General features: G+C 66.4%; 21 protein-coding genes. 16 read left to right on the top strand and 5 right to left on the bottom strand.

What is annotated here, in order from left to right:
* Positions 1–4: 4 nt before the first annotated feature.
* From pyrH to ACNKW1_RS01005, 15 genes are all read left to right on the top strand, one after another.
* On the top strand, positions 5–718 hold the full coding sequence (gene pyrH / locus ACNKW1_RS00935) for a UMP kinase (RefSeq protein ID WP_418362738.1): 714 nt from the start codon (positions 5–7) through the stop codon (positions 716–718).
* Between the two features lie 18 nt (positions 719–736).
* Entirely contained in the window at positions 737–1,294 is a 558-nt protein-coding gene (frr, locus tag ACNKW1_RS00940) for a ribosome recycling factor (RefSeq protein WP_418362739.1), read from the top strand.
* Positions 1,295–1,343: 49 nt separating this feature from the next.
* Positions 1,344–2,123: a polyprenyl diphosphate synthase gene (uppS, locus tag ACNKW1_RS00945; RefSeq protein WP_418362740.1), complete on the top strand. Its 780-nt coding sequence runs from the start codon at positions 1,344–1,346 to the stop codon at positions 2,121–2,123.
* Complete coding sequence (locus ACNKW1_RS00950) at positions 2,116–2,937, top strand: phosphatidate cytidylyltransferase (RefSeq protein WP_418362741.1); 822 nt, start codon at positions 2,116–2,118, stop codon at positions 2,935–2,937. Before uppS ends, ACNKW1_RS00950 begins: the two co-directional genes overlap by 8 nt.
* Positions 2,938–2,985: 48 nt before the next feature.
* A complete protein-coding gene (gene ispC, locus ACNKW1_RS00955) occupies positions 2,986–4,185 on the top strand; it encodes a 1-deoxy-D-xylulose-5-phosphate reductoisomerase (RefSeq protein ID WP_418362742.1) in 1,200 nt (399 codons plus the stop codon).
* A complete protein-coding gene (gene rseP, locus ACNKW1_RS00960; protein WP_418362743.1) occupies positions 4,185–5,549 on the top strand; it encodes an RIP metalloprotease RseP in 1,365 nt (454 codons plus the stop codon). The genes ispC and rseP overlap by 1 nt, the downstream gene beginning before the upstream one ends.
* A gap of 7 nt (positions 5,550–5,556) precedes the next feature.
* Positions 5,557–7,914 (top strand): outer membrane protein assembly factor BamA, encoded by a 2,358-nt coding sequence (gene bamA, locus ACNKW1_RS00965; protein ID WP_418362744.1) that lies wholly within the window; start codon positions 5,557–5,559, stop codon positions 7,912–7,914.
* Between the two features lie 35 nt (positions 7,915–7,949).
* Positions 7,950–8,450 (top strand): OmpH family outer membrane protein, encoded by a 501-nt coding sequence (locus ACNKW1_RS00970; RefSeq protein WP_418362745.1) that lies wholly within the window; start codon positions 7,950–7,952, stop codon positions 8,448–8,450.
* A gap of 13 nt (positions 8,451–8,463) precedes the next feature.
* Complete coding sequence (gene lpxD / locus ACNKW1_RS00975; RefSeq protein ID WP_418362746.1) at positions 8,464–9,501, top strand: UDP-3-O-(3-hydroxymyristoyl)glucosamine N-acyltransferase; 1,038 nt, start codon at positions 8,464–8,466, stop codon at positions 9,499–9,501.
* A 3-nt stretch (positions 9,502–9,504) separates the two neighbouring features.
* Positions 9,505–9,942, top strand: coding sequence for a 3-hydroxyacyl-ACP dehydratase FabZ (fabZ, locus tag ACNKW1_RS00980; RefSeq protein ID WP_418363343.1), 438 nt, complete (start codon positions 9,505–9,507; stop codon positions 9,940–9,942).
* Positions 9,939–10,727 (top strand): acyl-ACP--UDP-N-acetylglucosamine O-acyltransferase, encoded by a 789-nt coding sequence (lpxA, locus tag ACNKW1_RS00985; RefSeq protein ID WP_418362747.1) that lies wholly within the window; start codon positions 9,939–9,941, stop codon positions 10,725–10,727. Before fabZ ends, lpxA begins: the two co-directional genes overlap by 4 nt.
* A gap of 16 nt (positions 10,728–10,743) precedes the next feature.
* Positions 10,744–11,895, top strand: coding sequence for a lipid-A-disaccharide synthase (lpxB, locus tag ACNKW1_RS00990; protein WP_418362748.1), 1,152 nt, complete (start codon positions 10,744–10,746; stop codon positions 11,893–11,895).
* Positions 11,896–11,903: 8 nt separating this feature from the next.
* On the top strand, positions 11,904–12,530 hold the full coding sequence (gene rnhB / locus ACNKW1_RS00995) for a ribonuclease HII (RefSeq protein ID WP_418362749.1): 627 nt from the start codon (positions 11,904–11,906) through the stop codon (positions 12,528–12,530).
* Positions 12,531–12,539: 9 nt separating this feature from the next.
* Positions 12,540–13,340, top strand: a complete 801-nt coding sequence (locus ACNKW1_RS01000) for a TrmH family RNA methyltransferase (RefSeq protein ID WP_418362750.1) — start codon at positions 12,540–12,542, stop codon at positions 13,338–13,340.
* 134 nt (positions 13,341–13,474) lie between these two features.
* Positions 13,475–13,978 (top strand): hypothetical protein, encoded by a 504-nt coding sequence (locus ACNKW1_RS01005; RefSeq protein WP_418362751.1) that lies wholly within the window; start codon positions 13,475–13,477, stop codon positions 13,976–13,978.
* Positions 13,979–13,992: 14 nt separating this feature from the next.
* On the opposite strand, the gene bioD is transcribed toward ACNKW1_RS01005, so the two are convergent.
* The 5 genes from bioD to bioA all read right to left on the bottom strand — a co-directional run bounded on the left by bioD (position 13,993) and on the right by bioA (position 19,040).
* Positions 13,993–14,691: a dethiobiotin synthase gene (bioD, locus tag ACNKW1_RS01010; protein WP_418362752.1), complete on the bottom strand. Its 699-nt coding sequence runs from the start codon at positions 14,689–14,691 to the stop codon at positions 13,993–13,995.
* Between the two features lie 13 nt (positions 14,692–14,704).
* Positions 14,705–15,598 carry a methyltransferase domain-containing protein gene (locus ACNKW1_RS01015; RefSeq protein ID WP_418362753.1) on the bottom strand — a complete coding sequence of 298 codons (894 nt, stop codon included), beginning with the start codon at positions 15,596–15,598 and terminating at the stop codon, positions 14,705–14,707.
* Positions 15,591–16,412 carry an alpha/beta fold hydrolase gene (locus tag ACNKW1_RS01020; RefSeq protein WP_418362754.1) on the bottom strand — a complete coding sequence of 274 codons (822 nt, stop codon included), beginning with the start codon at positions 16,410–16,412 and terminating at the stop codon, positions 15,591–15,593. The genes ACNKW1_RS01015 and ACNKW1_RS01020 overlap by 8 nt, the downstream gene beginning before the upstream one ends.
* The gene (bioF, locus tag ACNKW1_RS01025; protein WP_418362755.1) at positions 16,409–17,590 is read right to left on the bottom strand and encodes an 8-amino-7-oxononanoate synthase; all 1,182 of its coding nucleotides are present in this window, start codon (positions 17,588–17,590) and stop codon (positions 16,409–16,411) included. The genes ACNKW1_RS01020 and bioF overlap by 4 nt, the downstream gene beginning before the upstream one ends.
* Before the next feature lie 85 nt (positions 17,591–17,675).
* Positions 17,676–19,040, bottom strand: coding sequence for an adenosylmethionine--8-amino-7-oxononanoate transaminase (bioA, locus tag ACNKW1_RS01030; protein WP_418362756.1), 1,365 nt, complete (start codon positions 19,038–19,040; stop codon positions 17,676–17,678).
* 277 nt (positions 19,041–19,317) lie between these two features.
* Between bioA and yaaA the strand changes: the two genes are divergently transcribed.
* Positions 19,318–20,103 carry a peroxide stress protein YaaA gene (yaaA, locus tag ACNKW1_RS01035; protein ID WP_418362757.1) on the top strand — a complete coding sequence of 262 codons (786 nt, stop codon included), beginning with the start codon at positions 19,318–19,320 and terminating at the stop codon, positions 20,101–20,103.
* Positions 20,104–20,105 lie beyond the last annotated feature (2 nt).

Consider the following 20,105-nt stretch of genomic DNA (forward strand, 5'->3'; position numbering starts at 1 on the left):
GCAGATGTCCGCCGCCTACAAGCGCATCCTGCTCAAGCTCTCCGGCGAAGCCCTGATGGGGGACGACGCTTACGGGATCAACGAGGAGGTCGTCACCCGCATCGTGTCCGAAGTCGCCGAGATCACGCAGCTCGGTGTCCAGGTCGGTGTGGTGATCGGCGGCGGCAACATCTTCCGTGGCATGAAGGGCGCGGCTTCCGGCATGGATCGCGCCACCGCCGACTACATGGGCATGCTGGCCACGGTGATGAACGCCATGGCCATCGCCGATGCCATGCGCCGCATGGATGTGCCTGCGCGCGTCCAGTCGGCGCTGCGCATCGACCAGGTCGTCGAGCCCTACATCCGCGGTCGTGCGATCCGGCATCTGGAAGAGGGACGGGTGGTGATCTTCGCCGCCGGCACCGGAAACCCCTTCTTCACCACCGATACCGCCGCCGCGTTGCGTGGCGCTGAGATCGGCGCCCAGATCGTCCTCAAGGCCACCAAGGTCGATGGTATCTACACGGCCGATCCCAAGAAGGATCCGCAGGCTCAGCGTTACCATCGCATCAGCTTCGACGAGGCCATCGGCCGCAACCTGGCGGTCCTGGACTCGACCGCGTTCGCGCTGTGTCGCGATCAGAAACTGCCGATCAACGTGTTTTCGATCTTCAAGCCCGGCGCGCTCAAGCGTGTGGTGATGGGCGAAGACGAAGGCACGCTGGTTCATTCCTGAACTCCGGAGAATGCGCGCATGATCCCCGAACTCAAGAAGACCGCCGAAGGCAAGATGCAGAAGTCCGTCGAGTCGCTCAAGACCGACCTTGCCAAGATCCGTACCGGCCGTGCCCACGCCGGTCTGCTCGACCACGTCATGGTCGAGTACTACGGCTCCATGGTGCCGGTGAATCAGGTGGCGAACGTCACCCTGATCGACGCCCGCACGCTGGGCGTGCAGACCTGGGAAAAGCCGATGCTGGGCAAGGTCGAACGCGCCATTCGAGACAGCGACCTCGGCCTCAATCCGGCCAACATGGGGGAGCTGTTGCGTGTGCCCATGCCCGCGCTCACCGAAGAACGCCGCCGCGACCTGACCAAGGTCGTGCGCCACGAAGGCGAAAACGCCAAGGTCGCGATCCGCAACCTGCGTCGTGATGCGAACCAGCAGCTGAAGGATGCCGTCAAGGACAAGGCGATCTCGGAGGACGATGAGCGCCGTGGCGAGGAAGAGATCCAGAAGCTTACCGACCGATACGTCGCCGAGATCGACAAGCTGCTCGCCCAGAAAGAGCAGGAACTGATGCAGATCTGATCCGCTTCCGGATCGGCTGCTCCCTTATGGGCAGAACAGGAGGCGGAGCATGAGCGGACGGTTCAGAAGTTCCACCCGGGACATCCCCGAGGTGTCGGCGGTACCGCGCCATGTTGCCGTCATCATGGATGGCAATGGGCGTTGGGCGCGCAAGCGCCTGCTGCCGCGTGTCGCCGGCCACAAGCGCGGGGTGGAAGCCTTGCGCTCGGTCATCCGCGCCTGCATGGAGCGTGGTGTCGAATACCTGACGGTATTCGCCTTCAGCTCTGAAAATTGGCGCCGGCCGGCCGACGAGGTTTCCTTTCTGATGCAGCTGTTCCTCAATTCGCTGCAGAAAGAGGTCGGCCGCCTGCACGAAAACGGCATCCGCCTGCGCGTGGTTGGCGACCTCTCCCGTTTCGACGCAAAGCTCGTCGAGATGATTCACGCCTCCGAAGCCCGCACCGCCGCTAACACGCGCTTCACGCTCACCGTGGCCGCCAACTACGGCGGTCGGTGGGACATCATGAACGCGATTTCGCGTCTGATGGCCAGGCATCCCGGGCGGAGCGAAGCCTTCACCGAGGACGAGCTCGCCTGCGAGTTGTCGATGCATTACGCACCCGAGCCTGACCTGTTCATCCGCACGGGTGGCGAAACGCGCATCAGCAATTTTCTGCTCTGGCAACTCGCCTACACCGAGCTTCACTTCACCGATGTGCTTTGGCCTGATTTCGATGCGGATGCGCTGGACGAGGCGATCACCTCGTATCAGCAGCGCGAGCGCCGCTTCGGCCGTACCAGCGAACAGCTTCAGACGACACTACAGACACGGGGCGACAATGCTTAAGGACCGGGTGATCACTGCGATCCTGCTGCTCGCGGGACTGCTTGGTGCGCTGTTCCTTCTGCCGCCGTTGGGCTGGGCGGTAGTCTGTTCCCTGATCTGCGCTGCGGCTGCCTGGGAGTGGGGAGGGCTCGCGCGCTTCGAGCGTCCGCTGCGCGTGAGTACCGCAATCATCTTCGGCGTCACCTGCCTGCTCATCGGGCACCTCGCCGGTCTTGTCGATGGAACGATCGCCGGGGGAGCGCTGCTGTTGCCGCTGTATCTGCTGAGCGCCGTGTTCTGGCTTCTCATCGCGCCCGTGTGGCTGGCGCGCAAATGGTCGCTGGCGAATCCGATGGCGGCCTCCTTGGTTGGCTTCGTCGTGCTTCTGCCCACTGCGCTCGCCATGATGCACCTGCGCCTCATAGGCCCGGGCGTGCTGCTCGGGGCGATGGCGGTGGTCTGGGTGGCGGACATCGCGGCCTATTTCTCCGGTCGGGCCTTCGGCCGCCGCAAGCTGGCGCCATCAATCAGCCCGGGCAAGACCTGGGAAGGGGCGGCCGGTGCTGCGCTTGCCGTGTTGCTGTTCGGGTTCGGTGTGCTCGTGGGGCTCGGGGCGAATCAACCCGGCGGGGCGCTGGTCATCGGTGTCGCACTGGTCGCCTGGACTGCGATCAGCATCGTCGGCGACCTGTTCGAATCGCTCCTGAAGCGTCAGGCCGGTCTCAAGGACAGCGGCGCCCTCCTGCCAGGACATGGCGGCATCCTCGACCGGATCGACAGCCTCACCTCCACGCTGCCGCTGGTTGCCTTTGCCGCGCTTTTGCTTGCGCGCTGACGCGGCTCGGCCGCCCTTCGTCGCCCCCGTTCTGGAACTTCCCACGACATGGTTCAATCCGCACTCCGGCGCCTGACCGTTCTCGGTGCCACCGGCTCGATCGGGCAGAGCACGCTCGACGTCGTTGCGCGCCACCCCGATCGATTCGAGATCTTTGCGCTCAGTGCCCAGCGTCAGGACGACAAGCTGCTCGCGCAGTGCCTGCAGTTTCTACCTCGCTACGCGGTGATGGGCGACCCCGCTGCGGCATCGCGGCTCGAGAGTGCCTTGCGTGCGGCGGGTAGCCGTACCGAAGTGCTCTGTGGCGAGCACGCGCTTGAACAGGTATCGGCGGCGGGCGAGGTCGACATGGTGATGGCGGCCATCGTCGGTGCAGCCGGACTGCGGCCCACGCTTGCCGCCGCGCGCGCCGGAAAGAAGGTGCTCCTCGCCAACAAGGAGGCCCTGGTGCTGTCGGGTGCGCTGTTCATGGAGGCGGTGGCGCGCAACGGCGCGACCCTGCTGCCGATCGACAGCGAACACAACGCGATCTTCCAGGCGCTGCCGGCCGACTATACGCGCCGCCCCTCGGATGCAGGCGTTCGCCGCGTGCTGCTCACCGCCTCCGGCGGCCCGTTTCGCGTTGCGCCGCTGGACAGCCTCGCTGCGGTGACGCCCGAACAGGCCTGCGCACACCCGAACTGGGTGATGGGGCGCAAGATCTCGGTGGACTCCGCAACCATGATGAACAAGGGCCTGGAAGTCATCGAGGCGCACTGGCTGTTCGGCGCGCCGGCGCAGATGATCGAGGTCGTCGTGCATCCACAGAGCGTGATCCATTCGATGGTGGAATATGCGGACGGGTCGGTCATTGCCCAGTTGGGCAACCCGGACATGCGCACCCCGATCGCACACGCCATGGCCTGGCCGGAGCGTATCGAGGCGGGCGTGAAGCCGCTCGACCTGTTCGCGATCGCACGGCTGGAGTTCGAGCGTCCCGATCTGGAGCGTTTCCCGTGTCTGCGACTGGCCTTCGAGGCGCTGCAAGCCGGTGGCGCAGCCCCGGCCGTTCTCAACGCCGCCAATGAGGAGGCCGTGGCGGCTTTCCTCGCGCGCCGCATCGGATTCCTGGACATTCCCGCCGTCATCGGCGAGACGCTGGAACGCAGCGGCGCGCTTGCGGTCGATTCGGTGGAGGCGGTATTCGCCGCCGACGCTGCCGCACGCGAGTGGGCGCGCGACCAGATCCGACTTCGCCAGGCTACCTGATGACACTGTTCGATTACCTGATTCCCTTTGCGCTTGCGCTGGGGCTGCTGATCCTCATCCACGAGCTGGGCCATTACCTGGTCGCGCGCTGGTGCGGGGTCAAGGTGCTGCGTTTCTCGATCGGCTTCGGCAAGCCGCTGATCCTCCGCCGCGCAGGGCGGGACGGGACCGAATGGGCGCTTGCGGCCTTTCCGCTCGGTGGTTACGTGAAGATGCTGGACGAGCGTGAAGGCACCGTGGCGCCGGAAGAACTGCATCGCGCGTTCAACCGGCAGAGCGTCTACCGTCGCTTTGCGATCGTCGCCGCCGGTCCGCTGGCCAATTTCCTGCTTGCCATCCTGCTTTACTGGGGGCTGTTCGTGGCGGGTACCGAGGAGCTTCGGCCGCGCGTGGCCCTTTCCGATACTCCGGCGATCGCCCAGGCGGCCGGCGTTCGGGATGGCGATCTGGTGGTTGCTGTGGACGAGGAGCCCGTGGCGAGCTGGCAGGATCTGCGCTGGGTCCTGCTGCGTCATGCGCTCGATCAGCGCGAGATCGTCCTGCGTGTGCGTACGCTGGAAGACGTGGATGCCCTTCGCAATCTGAACCTGTCCGGCGTGGCGATCGATGAGGACGGGAAGGATCTGATCGAACGCATCGGGCTGAAGCCCTGGCGTCCGGAGATTCCCGCCGTGCTCGGTCGGGTTGCCGAGGGCAGCGCTGCGGCCCGGGCGGGTCTGCTGAGCGGCGACCGCGTGCTGTCGATCGCCGATGTACCGATCGGCCACTGGGGTGAGCTGGTACAGGCGGTACGCCAGGCGCCGGGAAGAGCGCTGCCGTTCGAGGTCGAACGTGGCGGCGAACGCCTGCGCTTCAGCGTTGTTCCGGAGTCGGCTGAGGAGGGCAGCACCCGCATCGGCCGCATCGGGGTGGGCGTTGCCGAGCCTGCGCCGGGCGGCGTGCAGATGTTCGGCGAGGTGCGCTACGGCCCGCTCGAAGCGATCGGCAAGGCCGTGCGGCATACCTGGGAGACCAGCGTGCTCAGCCTCAAGATGATCGGCCGCATGTTTACGGGTGAAGTGTCCTGGAAGAACCTTTCCGGACCGGTGACGATCGCCGACTACGCGGGGCAGACCGCGCAGCTCGGATTGAGCCACTACCTGAAGTTCGTCGCCCTGATCAGCATCAGCCTCGGCGTGCTCAACCTGCTCCCCATCCCGGTTCTGGACGGGGGGCACTTGATGTACTATACGGCCGAAATCATCAAGGGCGGCCCCATCCCCGAGCGCATCATGGAGATCGGCCAGCAGATCGGCCTTGCACTCCTGATCATGCTCATGGCATTCGCCTTCTACAACGACATCAACCGTCTCATTTCCGGCTGAATCCCGCATGAATCGCAAGCTCCTGCCCGGGCTCCTGATGGCCCTGTTCGCCGCTGCGCCGGCCCTCGCATTCGACCCCTTCGTCGTCAAGGATATTCGGGTCGAAGGCATCCAGCGCACCGAGGCGGGCACCGTGTTCAACTATCTCCCGGTACGAGTGGGTGAAACCTTCACCGAGGGTCAGGCTTCCGATGCCATCCGTGCGCTCTTCGCCACGGGCTTCTTCAACGACGTTCGCATCGAGACCGAGGGCGACGTAATCGTCGTCGTCGTGGACGAGCGCCCGGCAATCGCCGACATCGACTTCGTGGGTGTCAAGGAGTTCGACAAGGATGCGCTCAAGAAGGGCTTGCGCGATGTCGGACTCGCCGAGTCCCGCATCTTCGATCGCGCGCTGCTGGAGCGTGCCGAGCAGGAACTCAAGCGCCAGTACCTGTCGCGCGGCAAGTACGCCGCTACGGTGACCACCACGGTCACGCCGCTCGAACGCAACCGCGTCGGCATCAACTTCGCGGTGGAAGAAGGCGGCGTCGCGAAGATCCGCCAGATCAACATTGTCGGCGCGAAAGCCTTCGACGCCGACGATCTGCTCGACCAGATGCAACTGACGACGCCGGGCTGGCTGACCTGGTACACCAAGAACGACCAGTACTCGCGTCAGAAGCTCTCCGCCGATCTGGAAACCCTGCGCTCGTTCTATCTCGACCAGGGTTATCTCGACTTCAACATCGACTCCACGCAGGTTTCGATCACGCCCGACAAGCGCGACATCTACGTCACGGTGAACATCACCGAGGGTGAGAAGTACACCGTCACCGGCGTGCGCTTTACCGGCGATCTTGTGTTGCCAGAGTCGGAGTACGTGGCGCTGTCGAAAATCCGCCCCGGCGACACCTTCTCGCGCGAGAACCTGACCGAGACCACCAAGGCGATCACTGACCGCCTCGGCAATGAAGGCTACGCTTTCGCCAACGTGAACGCCGCGCCCGAGGTTGACAAGGAGAAGCGCGAGGTCGCATTCACGGTGTTCGTTGACCCGGGTCGCAGAGTATATGTGCGCCGCATCAACGTCGGCGGCAACACCAAGACGCGCGATGAGGTGGTGCGCCGCGAGATGCGCCAGATGGAAGGCGGCTGGTACGACGCGGCGGCGATCAACCGCTCGCGCACCCGCATCGACCGGCTTGGCTTCTTTGACGAGGTAAACGTCGAGACCCCCGCGGTCCCCGGCACCACGGACCAGGTGGATGTCAACTTCACCGTCAAGGAGCGTCCAACCGGCAACCTGATGCTCGGTGCGGGCTTCTCCAGCGCGGAAAACATCGTCCTGTCGGCTTCGATTGCGCAGCAGAACCTGTTTGGCAGCGGCAATGCCTTGACCCTTGGACTGAACACCAGTGAGTCGAGTCGCACCCTGGCGCTCTCGTTTACCAATCCGTATTACACGGTGGACGGCGTGAGTCTTGGCTGGGATCTCTATCACCGCACCTACGATGCGGACGAACTCGATAGCGTGTCACCTTACAAGACGGTTTCGACCGGTGCCGGTATCCGCCTGGGCTGGCCGATTGCCGAAGATGACCAGATCAATTTCGGTCTGACCGCCGACCACACCGAGATCACGACCTACGCGTTGAGCCCCAAGCTCTACAAGGACTTTTGCCGCGACTTTGGTGGCTGCAACAACAGCGACGGCACCGGCGATGTGACGGTTACCAGCCTGATCGCGACCGTGGGCTGGGCGCGCGATAGCCGCGACAGCTTCACCTATCCGCGTTCGGGCACGTATCAACGGGTCTATGGCGAGTTGACGGTTCCGGTCGGAGATCTGCGTTACGGCAAGATCGGCTATCAGCACCAGCACTGGTTCCCGATCGGGCGTGATTACGCGCTGATGCTCAATGCAGATGTGGGCTGGGCGAAGGGCTTCGGTGGCAAGGAGGTTCCGTTCTACAAGAACTACTACGTCGGCGGTATCGGCTCGGTGCGCGGTTACGACCAGGGCTCGATCGGTCCCAAGTTCCGGGACACGGACGGGGACGTGACCTCGACCGGCGGTACGCGCAAGATCGTCGGCAATGCCGAGTTCTACTTCCCGATGCCTGGTGCAGGCAAGGACCGTTCGTTCCGCATCTCGGCGTTTTTCGATGCCGGCTATGTCTGGGGTGAAGACGAGCAACCCCTGGGCAGCGACCAGTTCGTGGAGCAGAAGCTGCGCTTCAGCGACCTGCGCTACAGTACCGGTCTCGCATTCGCGTGGAGCTCGCCGATCGGCCCGCTCAAGTTCAGCTTCGGTCATCCGCTCAACAAAAAGGACCAGGACGAAGTCCAGCGATTCCAGTTCCAGCTCGGCAGCGTGTTCTGACGCTGCGGGCGATCCAGTTTCATCCGGAGGCATAAGTGAAAGTCAGTACCCTCTCCCTGGTTGCAGCCGCGCTGCTCGCCCTCTCCCAGGCCGCCATCGCAGAGACCAAGATCGGTTTCGTCAACTCCGACCGCGTGATGCGCGAGGCGGCGCCGGCCGTGCGCGCGCAGCAGCGCCTCGAGAAGGAGTTCGAGAAGCGCGACCAGGAACTCCAGCGCATGGCGCGCGACCTCAAGTCGATGCAGGATGACTTGGAGCGTAACGGTCCCACGATGGGCGAGAACGATCGTCGTAACAAGGAGCGCTCGTTCACCGACCTGAACCGCGACTTCCAGCGCAAGCAGCGCGAGTTCCGTGAAGACCTGAACCAGCGTCGCAACGAGGAACTCGCCACGGTGCTGGATCGGGCCAACCGCTCGATCAAGGACATCGCCGAGAACGAGAATTACGACATCATCTTCCAAGAAGCGGTGTACGCGAATCCGCGCATCGACATCACCGACAAGGTCATCAAGGCCCTGTCCGACGCCAAGTAAGCACGGCAGGCGCATGTTCCGACTGCAAGAACTGGTTGACCGCCTCGGTGGCGAACTGCGCGGCGACGGCGACATCGCCGTTGCGCGTGTCGCCACGCTGGAAAAGGCCGGGGAGGGCGACCTCGCCTTTCTCGCCAACCGCAAGTACCTCGCTCAGGTGAGGGACTGTGCGGCCAGCGCGTTGATCGTAGGCCCCGATTCCTGCGAACAACTTACCGCTCGGACGCTGATCGTCACCCCGGATCCCTACCTCTATTTCGCCCGCGTCGCGCAGATTTTCTCTCCGCAGCCCGCACCCCGTCCGGGTGTGCATCGGATGGCCAGCGTGGATTGCGTGGTACCGGCGAGCGTCGAGGTGGGGCCGGGTGCCTGCGTCGAAGAGGGAGTCGAGCTCGGCGAGGACGTGGTGATCGGGCCGAACTGCTTCGTCGGACGTGGTGCGCGCATCGGGCGGGGTACGCGCCTGCACGCGAACGTAACGGTCTACCACGACTGCGTGGTCGGCGACGACTGCATCCTGCATGCCGGGGTGGTGGTCGGTGCGGATGGTTTCGGCTTTGCCCGTGAGCGATCCGGTGCCTGGGTCAAGATTCCGCAAACCGGGCGGGTCGTGATCGGCAACGACGTGGAGATCGGTGCGAACACCACCATCGACCGGGGTGCGCTCGACGACACGGTGATCGGCGACGGCGTCAAGCTCGACAACCTGATCCAGATCGCGCACAACGTCCGTGTCGGCGCGCACACCATCATGGCAGGCTGCGCAGGCGTCGCCGGCAGTGCGCAGATCGGCGCGCGCTGCATGATCGGCGGTCAGGCGGGCATCTCCGGGCATCTCGAGATCGCAGATGACGTCGTGGTCTCCGCATGGACCCTGGTTGCCAAGTCGATCAACAAGCCGGGCGTGTATACCGGGAATCTCCCCCTGCAGACCCATGGCGACTGGGTGAAGAACTTCTCCCACCTGCGCCACCTGGATGCGCTCGCGAAGCGCGTCCGCCAACTCGAACATAATCATCACGACGGTTCCGAAGACCGCAATCCGGGCTGAACGATCATGGACATCAAGGAAATCCTGCAGTACCTCCCGCACCGCTACCCCTTCCTGCTCGTCGATCGCGTGCTTGAGATCGAGCCGGGCGTGCGCGCACGGGCGCTCAAGAACGTGACCATGAACGAGCCCTTCTTCCCGGGCCACTTCCCGCATCATCCCGTCATGCCCGGCGTGCTCATCATCGAGGCCATGGCGCAGGCGGCAGCGCTGCTTTCATTCAAGAGCAGCGGGGTGAAACCCGATGAGAACTCGGTGGTGTACTTCGCCGGCATCGACCACGCGCGCTTCAAACGACCGGTGGTGCCGGGCGACCAGTTGATCTTCGAGGTGGAGATCACGCAAAGCAAGCGCAACATCTACAAGTACAAGGCGCGTGCGACCGTGGACGGTGAGCTCGCAGCCGAGGCCGAGCTGATGTGCGCGATCAAGACGCTATGATCGATCCGAGCGCCAGCATCCACGCCACCGCGATCATCCATCCCGGCGCACGGATTGCCGCTGGCGTCCGCGTTGGCCCGTACTCGATCGTCGGCGAACACGTCGAGATCGGCGAACGTACGCGCATCGGCCCCCATGTGGTCATCGAGGGGCACACTCGCATCGGGTGCGACAACGAGATCTTCCAGTTCTGCTCGATCGGCGCCAGCCCGCAGGACAAGAAGTACGATGCCGAGCCCACCCGGCTCCAGATCGGCGATCGCAACACGATCCGCGAGTTCTGCTCCTTCAATGTGGGCACCAGCCAGGATGCGCACATCACGCACATCGGCAGCGACAACTGGATCATGGCCTATGTGCACATCGCCCACGACTGTCATGTAGGCAATCACACCACCTTCGCCAACAACGCCACGCTGGCAGGCCATGTACACGTTGGCGACTGGGCGATCCTGGGCGGTTTCACCGGTGTGCACCAGTTCTGCCGCGTTGGTGCGCACAGCTTCTGCGGCGTGGGAACGGTGCTCCTGCAGGACCTTCCGCCGTTCGTGACCGTGGCGGGCAACCCGGGCAAGCCGCACGGCATCAACAGCGAAGGGCTGCGCCGCCGAGGGTACTCGGCCGAGGCCATCGCCGGCGTCAAGCGCGCCTACCGTACCCTCTACCGCAGCGGACTGTCGCTCGAAGAGGCTCGCCAGCGCGTGGCTGAGATCGCCGCCGCGCAGCCTGAAGTCGCCCTGTTCTCGGATTTCATCGCCGAATCCGGGCGTGGTCTCGTGCGCTGAGCACGCCGACCTTGCCATGACGGTCCGTATTGCCATGGTCGCCGGAGAAACCTCCGGCGACCTGCTTGCCAGCCATCTGATCCGTGCGCTCAGGCAGCATGTGCCCGACGCGGAGTTCTTCGGTATCGGCGGGCCCAGGATGCAGGCCGAGGGCTTCCAGGCGCGCTGGCCATGCGAACGGCTCGCCGTGCATGGCTACGTCGATGCGCTGAAGCGTTATCGCGAGCTTTCGGGAATCCGCCGCGACCTGCTGGGGCAGATCCTGCACGAGCGACCCGATGTCTTCATCGGGGTCGATGCGCCGGACTTCAACCTCTGGCTCGAAGGCAAGGCGCGCGCAGCGGGTATCCCGTCGATCCATTTCGTCAGCCCTTCGATCTGGGCCTGGCGGGGTGGCCGCATCAAGCGCATCGCGCGCTCGGTGTCACACATGCTGTGCCTGTTCCCGTTCGAGCCCGAGCTCTATGCGCGGGCCGGGGTGCCCGTGACCTACGTTGGTCACCCCCTCGCCGACGTGTTCCCGCTGCAGCCCAACCGCGACCAGGCGCGGGTAGCCTTGGGCATTGCCGTCGCGCAACAGGTGGTGGCACTGCTGCCGGGAAGCCGGCAATCCGAGGTGCGCAATCTCGCTGCCACCTTCATCGAAACTGCCCGCCGGCTATGCGAGCGGGCGCCGGACCTGCGCTTTCTCGTTCCGCTCGCAACGCCCGAGACTCGGCAGATTTTCGACGAGGCCATTGTCCGTTGCCAGGCGCAGGACGTGCCGCTCGAACTGCTTCCGGGCCAGGCAGTGGAGGCAATGACCGCGGCTGATGTGGTGCTGGTGGCGAGCGGGACGGCGAGCCTCGAGGCCGCGCTGCTGAAGCGACCGATGGTGATCACCTACCGCATCGGCAAGTGGCAGTACCGCCTCATGAAACGGATGGCCTATCTGCCCTGGGTCGGCCTGCCGAACATCCTGTGCGGGGATACCGTGGTGCCCGAACTGCTGCAGGACGATGCGACGCCCGAGCGGCTCGCCGAAGCGCTGCTTGCCTGGCTCCAGGACCCCGCGCGTCGGGCAGCGGTCGAGGCGCGCTTCATGGACCTTCACCTCAGCCTGAAGCAGGATACCGCCCGCAGGGCGGCCGAGGCCATCCTGCCTTATCTTTCCCGCTCCGGGGCGTAAGTACGCACATGCGGACGCGGGACCTTTTCGACGAGATACCTGCCGGCCTGCCCGCGAGCGGTCTGGTGTGCGGGGTGGACGAGGCCGGTCGCGGGCCGTTGTGCGGGCCGGTGGTGGCCGCGGCGGTGATCCTCGACCCCGCGCGGCCGATTCCCGGCCTGAATGATTCCAAGAAGCTCAGCGAGGCAGCACGCGAGCGCCTCGCACCGCTGATCCGGGAGCGGGCGCTGGCGTGGGCTGTCGCGCAGGCCGATGTCGAGGAGATCGATCGGCTCAACATCCTCCACGCAACCATGCTCGCGATGCAACGCGCCGTAGACGGGCTGTCGCTGGCGCCGATCGAGGTGCTGATCGACGGCAATCGCTGCCCCCGCCTGCGCTACCCGGCGCGCGCCATCATCAAGGGTGATGCGACCGAGCCCGCGATTTCCGCTGCTTCCATCCTTGCCAAGACGGCCCGCGACGAGGCCATGCGCGCGCTGGATGCCGTCTGGCCCCAGTATGGACTGGCTGCGCACAAAGGGTATCCGACGGCGGCGCATCTGGCGGCGCTGGAGGCGCACGGCGTGCAGTCCTTCCACCGGCGCAGTTTCGGGCCGGTGCGCAGGCTGCTCGCGGCGCTGGGAGAGCGCTGAGCGGTGGAGATGAAGGCGATCCGTTCCCGCGACAACGCGCTGGTCAAGCACTGGCACGCGCTCGCCCACTCAGCACGAGATCGGCGCAAATCCGGGCAGACGCTGCTGGATGGCGCGCATCTGCTACGCGCAGCGCTGGATGCGGGCTGCCCGTTCGAAGCACTGATCGTTTCCGAGAGTGGTCTCGAGCAGGCGGAGATCTCGGGCCTCTGCGCCGCGCTGCCCCCCGGCGTGCAGCGCTACCTGCTGACCGACGCCTTGTTCCGGCATGTGAGTCCGGTGGATACACCCGCGGGAGTGCTTGCGGTGGTGGAGCCCGCAGCGGTCCTCGTCGACGAGGGCGGTGGGATCCTCCGCCCTGAAAGCCTGATCGCGCTGGATGCGGTGCAGGATCCGGGCAACCTCGGCACGATCCTGCGTACCGCCGCAGCGGCCGGAATCCGGCGCGCGCTGCTGGGTGAGGGCTGCGCCCACGCGTGGTCGCCGCGCGTGCTGAGGGCCGGAATGGGTGCCCATTTCGCGCTGCGGATCGAGGAAGGGCTGGATCTTCCCGCGCGCCTTGCAGGCTATCCCGGAGTGCGGATCGCAACTGCGCTCGGTGCGGGTGCGCGCCCGCTCTACGACCTCGACCTGCGTGGGCCGGTCGCCTGGCTCTTTGGTGCAGAAGGCAAGGGCCTGTCGCGGGAACTGCTGGCATGCGCCGACCAGCGCGCCGTAATCCCCATGTTGGGTGCCATGGAGTCACTCAATGTGGGTGCCGCCGCTGCGGTCTGCCTGTTCGAACAGGCCCGGCAACTGCGCAGCCGTTAAAAGCTTCACGTTGGGCAGTGCCCGGGGCGTTGACGGGGGGACGGTACGCCCTGATGCTAGCCCCTGATCCGGAGAACTGCTCCGGCATACACCTAGACGGCCACAGGCCGCAACCCGGGTTGGAGACACCTTAGATGGCGAAATACCTCAAGACCGCTAAAGGGCAGGAGGAGATCAACTCGCGCACGCATGGGCTGGGCCTGCGCGCGCGACGCGTACTGATCCTCGTTGACGGCGAGCGTGACGTGGACGTGCTTGCAGCAATGAGCGGGGCGCCCGATGTCGAGGACGTGCTCACGGTGCTCGTGGAAGGCGGCTTCATCGAAGCGAGCGTGGCGCCGCAAGCAGCTGCCACGGCGAGCGCTGCGGTGGTGGAGCCGATCCCGGCCCCGAAGGGCGCTGGCGCGAGTGCGGAGAAGGTAAAGATGGCGCGCGACTTCATGATGAACACGCTGCGCACCTTCCATGGTCCGTACGGCAAGCTCGACCTCGTCAAGCGCATCCATTCGTCCAATGCCGAGGACGAGCTTCATGGCCTGTTCGACGAGTGGCTGGTTTCAATCACCGAAACCAGTATCGGGCGCAAGCGCGCCGACGAGCTTTCCGCCCGCTTGCGCGGGGTGCTGGCCGGGTCCTGATCCGGGCCGGCGCTTCAGCGCGGCAAGGTCAGTGCAGTTGCCTGATCTGCGGGCGAGCCGCCCGGCGCCCACTGCAGCAGGCCTAGCAGGGGCGCAGCGATGCGCTGGCGAAGCGCCTCCACGTTCTGCTCCCGGCGCAGCATTTCCGGATCGACACAGTTGCCGATCCAGCCGGCGAGCGTCAGCCCGCGATGTGTGATGGCTTCGACCGTCAACAAGGCATGGCTGAGACAGCCCAGGCGCAGGCCGACCACCAGGATCACCGGCAGCGCAAGCTCGACCGCGAGGTCTGCGCTGTCATAGTCCTCCGCGAGCGGCACCTTGAAGCCGCCCACGCCCTCCACGAACACGACATCGGCCTGCCTGCGAAGCGCTGCAAGCGCCTCGACCACCGGAGCCGGCTCAACCCTGCGGCCTTCCTCCGCCGCCGCGATGTGGGGCGCGATGGGTGCAGCGAAACACCACGGATTCAGCCGCTCCAGCCCGGGGTCGAAGCTGCCGGCCGCGCGCAACGCGGCCACGTCCTCATTCAGGAGCACGCCGTCGACCCGTTCGGCGCCTGCAGCCACCGGTTTCATGCCGAGGGCGCGCAAGCCTTGGGTACGTGCGGCCTGCAGCAGCGCACAGGTGGAGAAGGTCTTCCCGATTCCGGTGTCGGTGCCGGCGATGAACCAGGCGGGGGCGAGGCTTGCGGTGGGGGCTGGCGGGGTCATGCGCCGTCTCCGATCAGGGGTTTGCGATCAGGGGTTTGCGTAGTGCGAGCAGAATGACATCGTAGGTCGCGGGGAGCAGCCCGTCGCTGCGCCGGTGGCGTTCGTACTGTGCCTGCAGTTGCATCCAGGCCGCACGTCCGAGCGCTTCGCGCCGACGTCCATGGTCGACCGTCGCCGCCCCGATTGCCTTGATGTCGCGTAGCAGGCTGCGGAGGTCTTCAGCGCAGGCGTGCATGGGCCGCGTATCGAGCGCTTCGACGGCGAGCCCGGCGGTGGTCGCGTCCTGAACCCAGCGGCTCGCGGGGTGGAATTCGATCGTGTGGCGAGCGTCGTCGATGCTGGCGAACGCATCGCGCAGTTCCTGCAGCGTTGCAGGCCCCAGCGTTGCGATCAGCGCTACACCGCCAGGGGTCAGTACGCGCGCGCATTCCGCCAGTGCACGTGCAGGATCGCACCACTGCATGGCGAGGCTGGACCAGACCATGGCAAGGCAGGCGTCTGCGAGCGGCAGGTGCTCAAGGTCGGCACACACGGGCATCAGGGTGGGGGTACGGCTGGCCGCCTGCGCGCCGTGCCGGCTGCGTGCGCGCTCGAGCATGGCGGGCGCGAGATCGAGCGCGAGCAGCGACGCCCCCGGGCAGAGAAGCTCGATCGCTGCCTGCCCGAACCCTGTACCGCAGCCCGCATCGAGCACCCGCGCGTTCGGGCGAGGAGTGGTCGCAGTGGCGGTTTCGCGGCCGAAGACCTGCAGGGCCTGGCAGATCGCGCGCTGGATCTCCGCTGCGGCGTCGTAGCCGTCGGCGGCCTGGTCGAAGGCCCGGCGGATGCGGTGGCGTCGCACGCGATGTGCGCTCAAACGCACACGGTCGTCGGCCGCGGCGGGATCGTCGCGCGAGGCCTTATCCATGCATGAAGCGCTCGATCAAGCGGGCGCAGTCCGCAGCATGCGACAAGGGCAGCGCGTGTCCGCCGGCCGGCAGGTGCGCCAGCTGCGCGTCGGGGAGGGCCTGCGCCAGCATTCGAGAGGCGGCAACGGGCATCAGCGCATCGTGTTCGCCGTGGATCAGCAGGCAGGGCTGTCGGACCTGCGCAAGCGCTGGACGCAGATCCGCGCAGGCGAGCAGCTCGAGTCCGGCGCGCAGGCCGGCGTGTTCGCCCGTTCCACCGCGGTGTTCCGGGGCGAGACAGGATTCGAGCTGGTCGGCAAGCACCTTGCGTGTGGCCTCACCCAGGCACTGCAGGGCGAGAAAGCGACGCAGCGTGGCCTGTGGCGATTGCGCGAAGCCGTTGCAAAAGGCGGCCACGGTTTCCGCCGCCAGGCCCGGCCATGCCGTCGCGGGTTGTGTTACCGCTGCAGTGTCCGGCACATCGGCCACGAAGCGTGCGGTGCTTGAGATCAGCACCAGTCGGGCGACACGCATGGGATGGCGCGCGGCGATGTCGAGCGCGAGCAGGGCGCCGAGCGACCAACCCACGAGGGTGGCCTGCTGCGGCAAGCGCGCGAGCAGGGCGTCGGACCAAGCGGCGAGCAAATCCTCAGGCGCGGCATGGCGCGCGGGTACGGCGCCGGCGTGCCCGGGCAGCGCAGGCGCCAGCACCGGCCGGTCGCCCAGCAGCGCGCGCAGCGGCGCCCACACCGCGGGCGACATCGCCCAACCATGAAGGAGGACAAGCGGCGGTGCTTCGCCGCGCGTGTCGTGCGAAGGCAAGCTGGCGTTCATGGGGTGAGGCGCTGTTCAAGACCGCACAAGGTTTCTGCCAGGCAGCACACATCGTCCTCGCTGTGCGCTGCACTCAAGGAGATGCGCAGACGGGCGGTGCCCGCCGGAACGGTCGGCGGGCGGATTGCCGGCACCCAGAAGCCCGCCGCCTCGAGTGCGGCGCCGACTGCGAGGGCCTCGGCGTTGTCGCCGATCAGCACCGGCTGGATCGGCGTGCGTGAGTCCATCAGGCGCCAGCGCACGAAACGGGCACGGCTGCGCAGACAGGCGATCAGGTGTGCGAGCCGGTCGCGGCGCGCATCGCCGTCCTCGATCAGTTGCAGGCTCTCGAGCAGCACGTGCGCCAGCGCCGGCGGGGCACCGGTGCTGAAGAGATAGGTGCGCATCTTCTGCAGTAGCCACTCGATCAGTTCTGCCTGACCCGCGACGAAGGCGCCTGCCACCCCGGCGGCCTTGCCGAGGGTTCCGATGAGCACGATACGCCAGGCTTCGGGGTGGGTCAGCACGCCCGCTTCGGCCAGTGCGCCGCGCCCCTGCGGCCCGAGTACGCCGAAACCATGCGCGTCATCCACGACCAGCCAAGCATCGTGGCGGGCTGCGAGCGCGAGCAGCGCGGCAAGTGGGGCAACGTCGCCGTCCATGCTGAACACGCTGTCGGTGACGATGGCCTTGTGCCGCGCCGTGCTGCTGGCGAGCAGGTGCTCGAGCGCGCCCAGGTCGAGGTGGGGGTAGCGGCGCAGCTCGGCACGCGAGAGCAGGGCGCCATCGACCAGCGAAGCATGGACCAGGCGGTCGGCGAAGATTGCGTCGCCACGTCCGAGCAAGGCCGGCAGCACACCCGTGTTGGCCATGTAGCCCGTGGACAGGTAGAGCGCACGTTCGCAGCCCACGAAGCGTGCGAGCGCAGTCTCGAGCGCGTCGTGCACCGTGTAGTGGCCGCTCACCAGATGGGAGGCGCCGGCGCCGCTACCCCAGCGTGCTGCACCGGCAGCCAGCGCCGTGGCGAGCCGGGGCTCCGCCGCAAGGCCCAGATAGTCGTTGCTGCAGAAGGCCCGCCGCGTGCCGCCATCCACGTTCGCCTGCGGTGCGCAGGGCTGCGCGTTGCTGCGCCGGCGTCGGCGCAGCGCGTTCTGATCGAGCGTGGCGAGTCCGACGCGCAGATCGTCGAGCAGGCTCATTGGATTTGCGTTGCCAGCATCGGCGTGCAGACGAGTGGGGCGCAGACGAGTGGGGCGCAGACGAGTGGGGCGAACATCGGGGGCCTCACGTGGCCTCCCGATGGAGCGCTTCGGCGAGTGCTGCGGCCGCGCCGTCGGCGAGGTGGGCGATGTCCGCCTCATCCAGGATGTAGGGCGGCATGAAATAGACCGTATTGCCGATCGGCCGCAGCAGCACACCATGTTCCAGCCCGGCGGCGAAGAAGCGGTGCGCGAAGCCGGTCGGTGCCTCGGCCACGTCGAAGGCTGCGATCATCCCGGTCTGACGCAGGTGGCGTACCGCGGCGTGGCTGCCGAAGCGCTGCGCAAGCGCCTCGCCCAGGAGGCGGGCACGGCTGCGGTTGGCCTCGATCACCCCGTCCTCGGCGAAGATGTCCAGGGTGGCGAGCGCAGCGCGGCAGGCGAGCGGATTGCCGGTGTAGGAGTGCGAATGCAGGAAGGCGCGCGTGCTTCGGTCGTCGTAGAAGGCGCGGTAGATCTCGTCGCGGGTGAGCACCAGCGAGAGCGGCAGGTAGCCGCCGGAGATGCCCTTGGAGAGGCACAGGAAGTCCGGCCAGCCGACCTCGGTGTCGGGCCCCTCCGCAGGGCCGGCAACCTGCTCCCAGGCGAAGAAAGTGCCGCTGCGGCCGCAGCCGACCGCGATCTCGTCGGCAATCAGGTGCACGCGGTAGCGTTGGCACAGGGCGCGCGCCCGACGCAGGTATTCGGCGTCGTACATCACCATGCCGGCCGCACCCTGCACCAGCGGCTCGACGATCAGCGCCGCAATGCCCTCGTGGTGGGCTTCGAGATGGGCTTCGAGCAGGTCTGCGGCATGGTGCGCGAGCTCGGCCGGCGTCTCGCCCTCTCGCACCCGGCGGGCGTCCGGGCACGGCACGGTGTCTCCTGCGCGCACCAGGGGTGCGTAGGCGTCACGAAAGACCGGCACGTCGGTCACGGCCAGGGCGCCGACCGTTTCGCCGTGGTAGCTGCCGGCGAGGCTGAGAAAGCGGGTCTTGCCGGGTTGCCCCGCATTGCGCCAGTAATGCACGCTCATCTTGAGCGCGATCTCGGTCGCCGATGCGCCGTCCGAGGCGTAGAAAGCGTGCCCCAGGCGATGACCGGTGAGCGCCGACAGGCGTTCGGACAGCTCGACCACCGGGGCATGAGTGAAGCCGGCCAGCATGGCGTGCTCGAGGGTTTCGAGCTGCGCGCGCAGCGCAGCATTGATGCGCGGGTTGCAGTGGCCGAACAGGTTCACCCACCACGAACTGATGCCATCCATCAGCCGGCGCCCCTGCGCGTCGATCAGCCATGCCCCCTCTCCGCGAACGATGGGCACCAGCGGCAGCGTCTCGTGCGTCTTCATCTGGGTGCAGGGGTGCCAGACGGCGGCGAGCGAGCGGGCGAGCAAGTCGTCGGTGCGGGACATCCGGATACGGTCGGCTTGAAAGGGCGCCCATGTTGGGCAAAGGGGGTAGGGCTGTCAATTGTCGATGGAGGTTGTCGATGGAGGGGGGGGGAGGCCGGCGGTGAAGAGGGCCGAGGGTGCGGGGGCATGAAGGGTTGGAAAATCGGGGCGTGAAGGGATGGGGGATGGCGACGGCACGGCCGCGTGGAGGGCGGTCTGGGTGATGACGCGCCGGATCCGATTCGCGTTAACATTCACCGGGTCCGGCCTCCGTGCCGCTTCCGCGAAGATTCTGCACATGCTCCTCGTCATCTCTCCGGCAAAAGCGCTCGATTTCGAAACGCCACCCGTCACGTCAACCCATACCCAACCCGACTTTCTCGACGATGCGGCCGAGCTCATCTCCGTGCTGCGCGACTATTCGCCGGCACAGGTCGCCGAGTTGATGTCCCTTTCCGACGCGCTCGCGAGCCTCAACGTGGCGCGCTATGCGAGCTGGTCGCGGCCGTTCTCTCCCGCCAATGCGAAGCAGGCGGTGCTCGCTTTCAATGGCGATGTATACGAAGGCCTGGATGCGGAGAGCCTGTCGGCCGAGGATCTGGCCTGGGCACAGGATCATCTGCGCATCCTCTCCGGCCTGTATGGCGTGCTTCGTCCGCTCGACCTCATGCAGCCCTACCGGCTGGAGATGGGCACGCGGCTCGCCAGCCCGCGTGGAAAGAACCTCTATGAGTTCTGGGGCGAGCGCATCACTGCCGAACTCAACCGACTGCTGTCCCGCGAAGAGCAAGCGGGCCGCGAGCGGGTGCTGCTCAACCTGGCCTCGGACGAGTACTTCAAGTCGGTGAAGCCGAAGAAGCTGAACGGGCGCATCGTCACGCCGGTGTTCGAGGACTGGAAGGGCGGGCGTTACAAGATCATCAGCTTCTACGCCAAGCGCGCGCGCGGACTGATGAGCCGCTATGTGATCCGCAAGCGTATCGATGCGCTCGATGCGCTCGAGGGTTTCGATAGCGAGGGCTATGCGTTTGCGCCCGAGGCTTCGGAGGCCGACCGGCTGGTCTTCCGTCGCCGCGAGGTGTGAGG

The sequence above is a fragment of the Thauera sp. WH-2 genome (assembly GCF_048321015.1).
Classification (GTDB): Bacteria; Pseudomonadota; Gammaproteobacteria; order Burkholderiales; family Rhodocyclaceae; genus Thauera.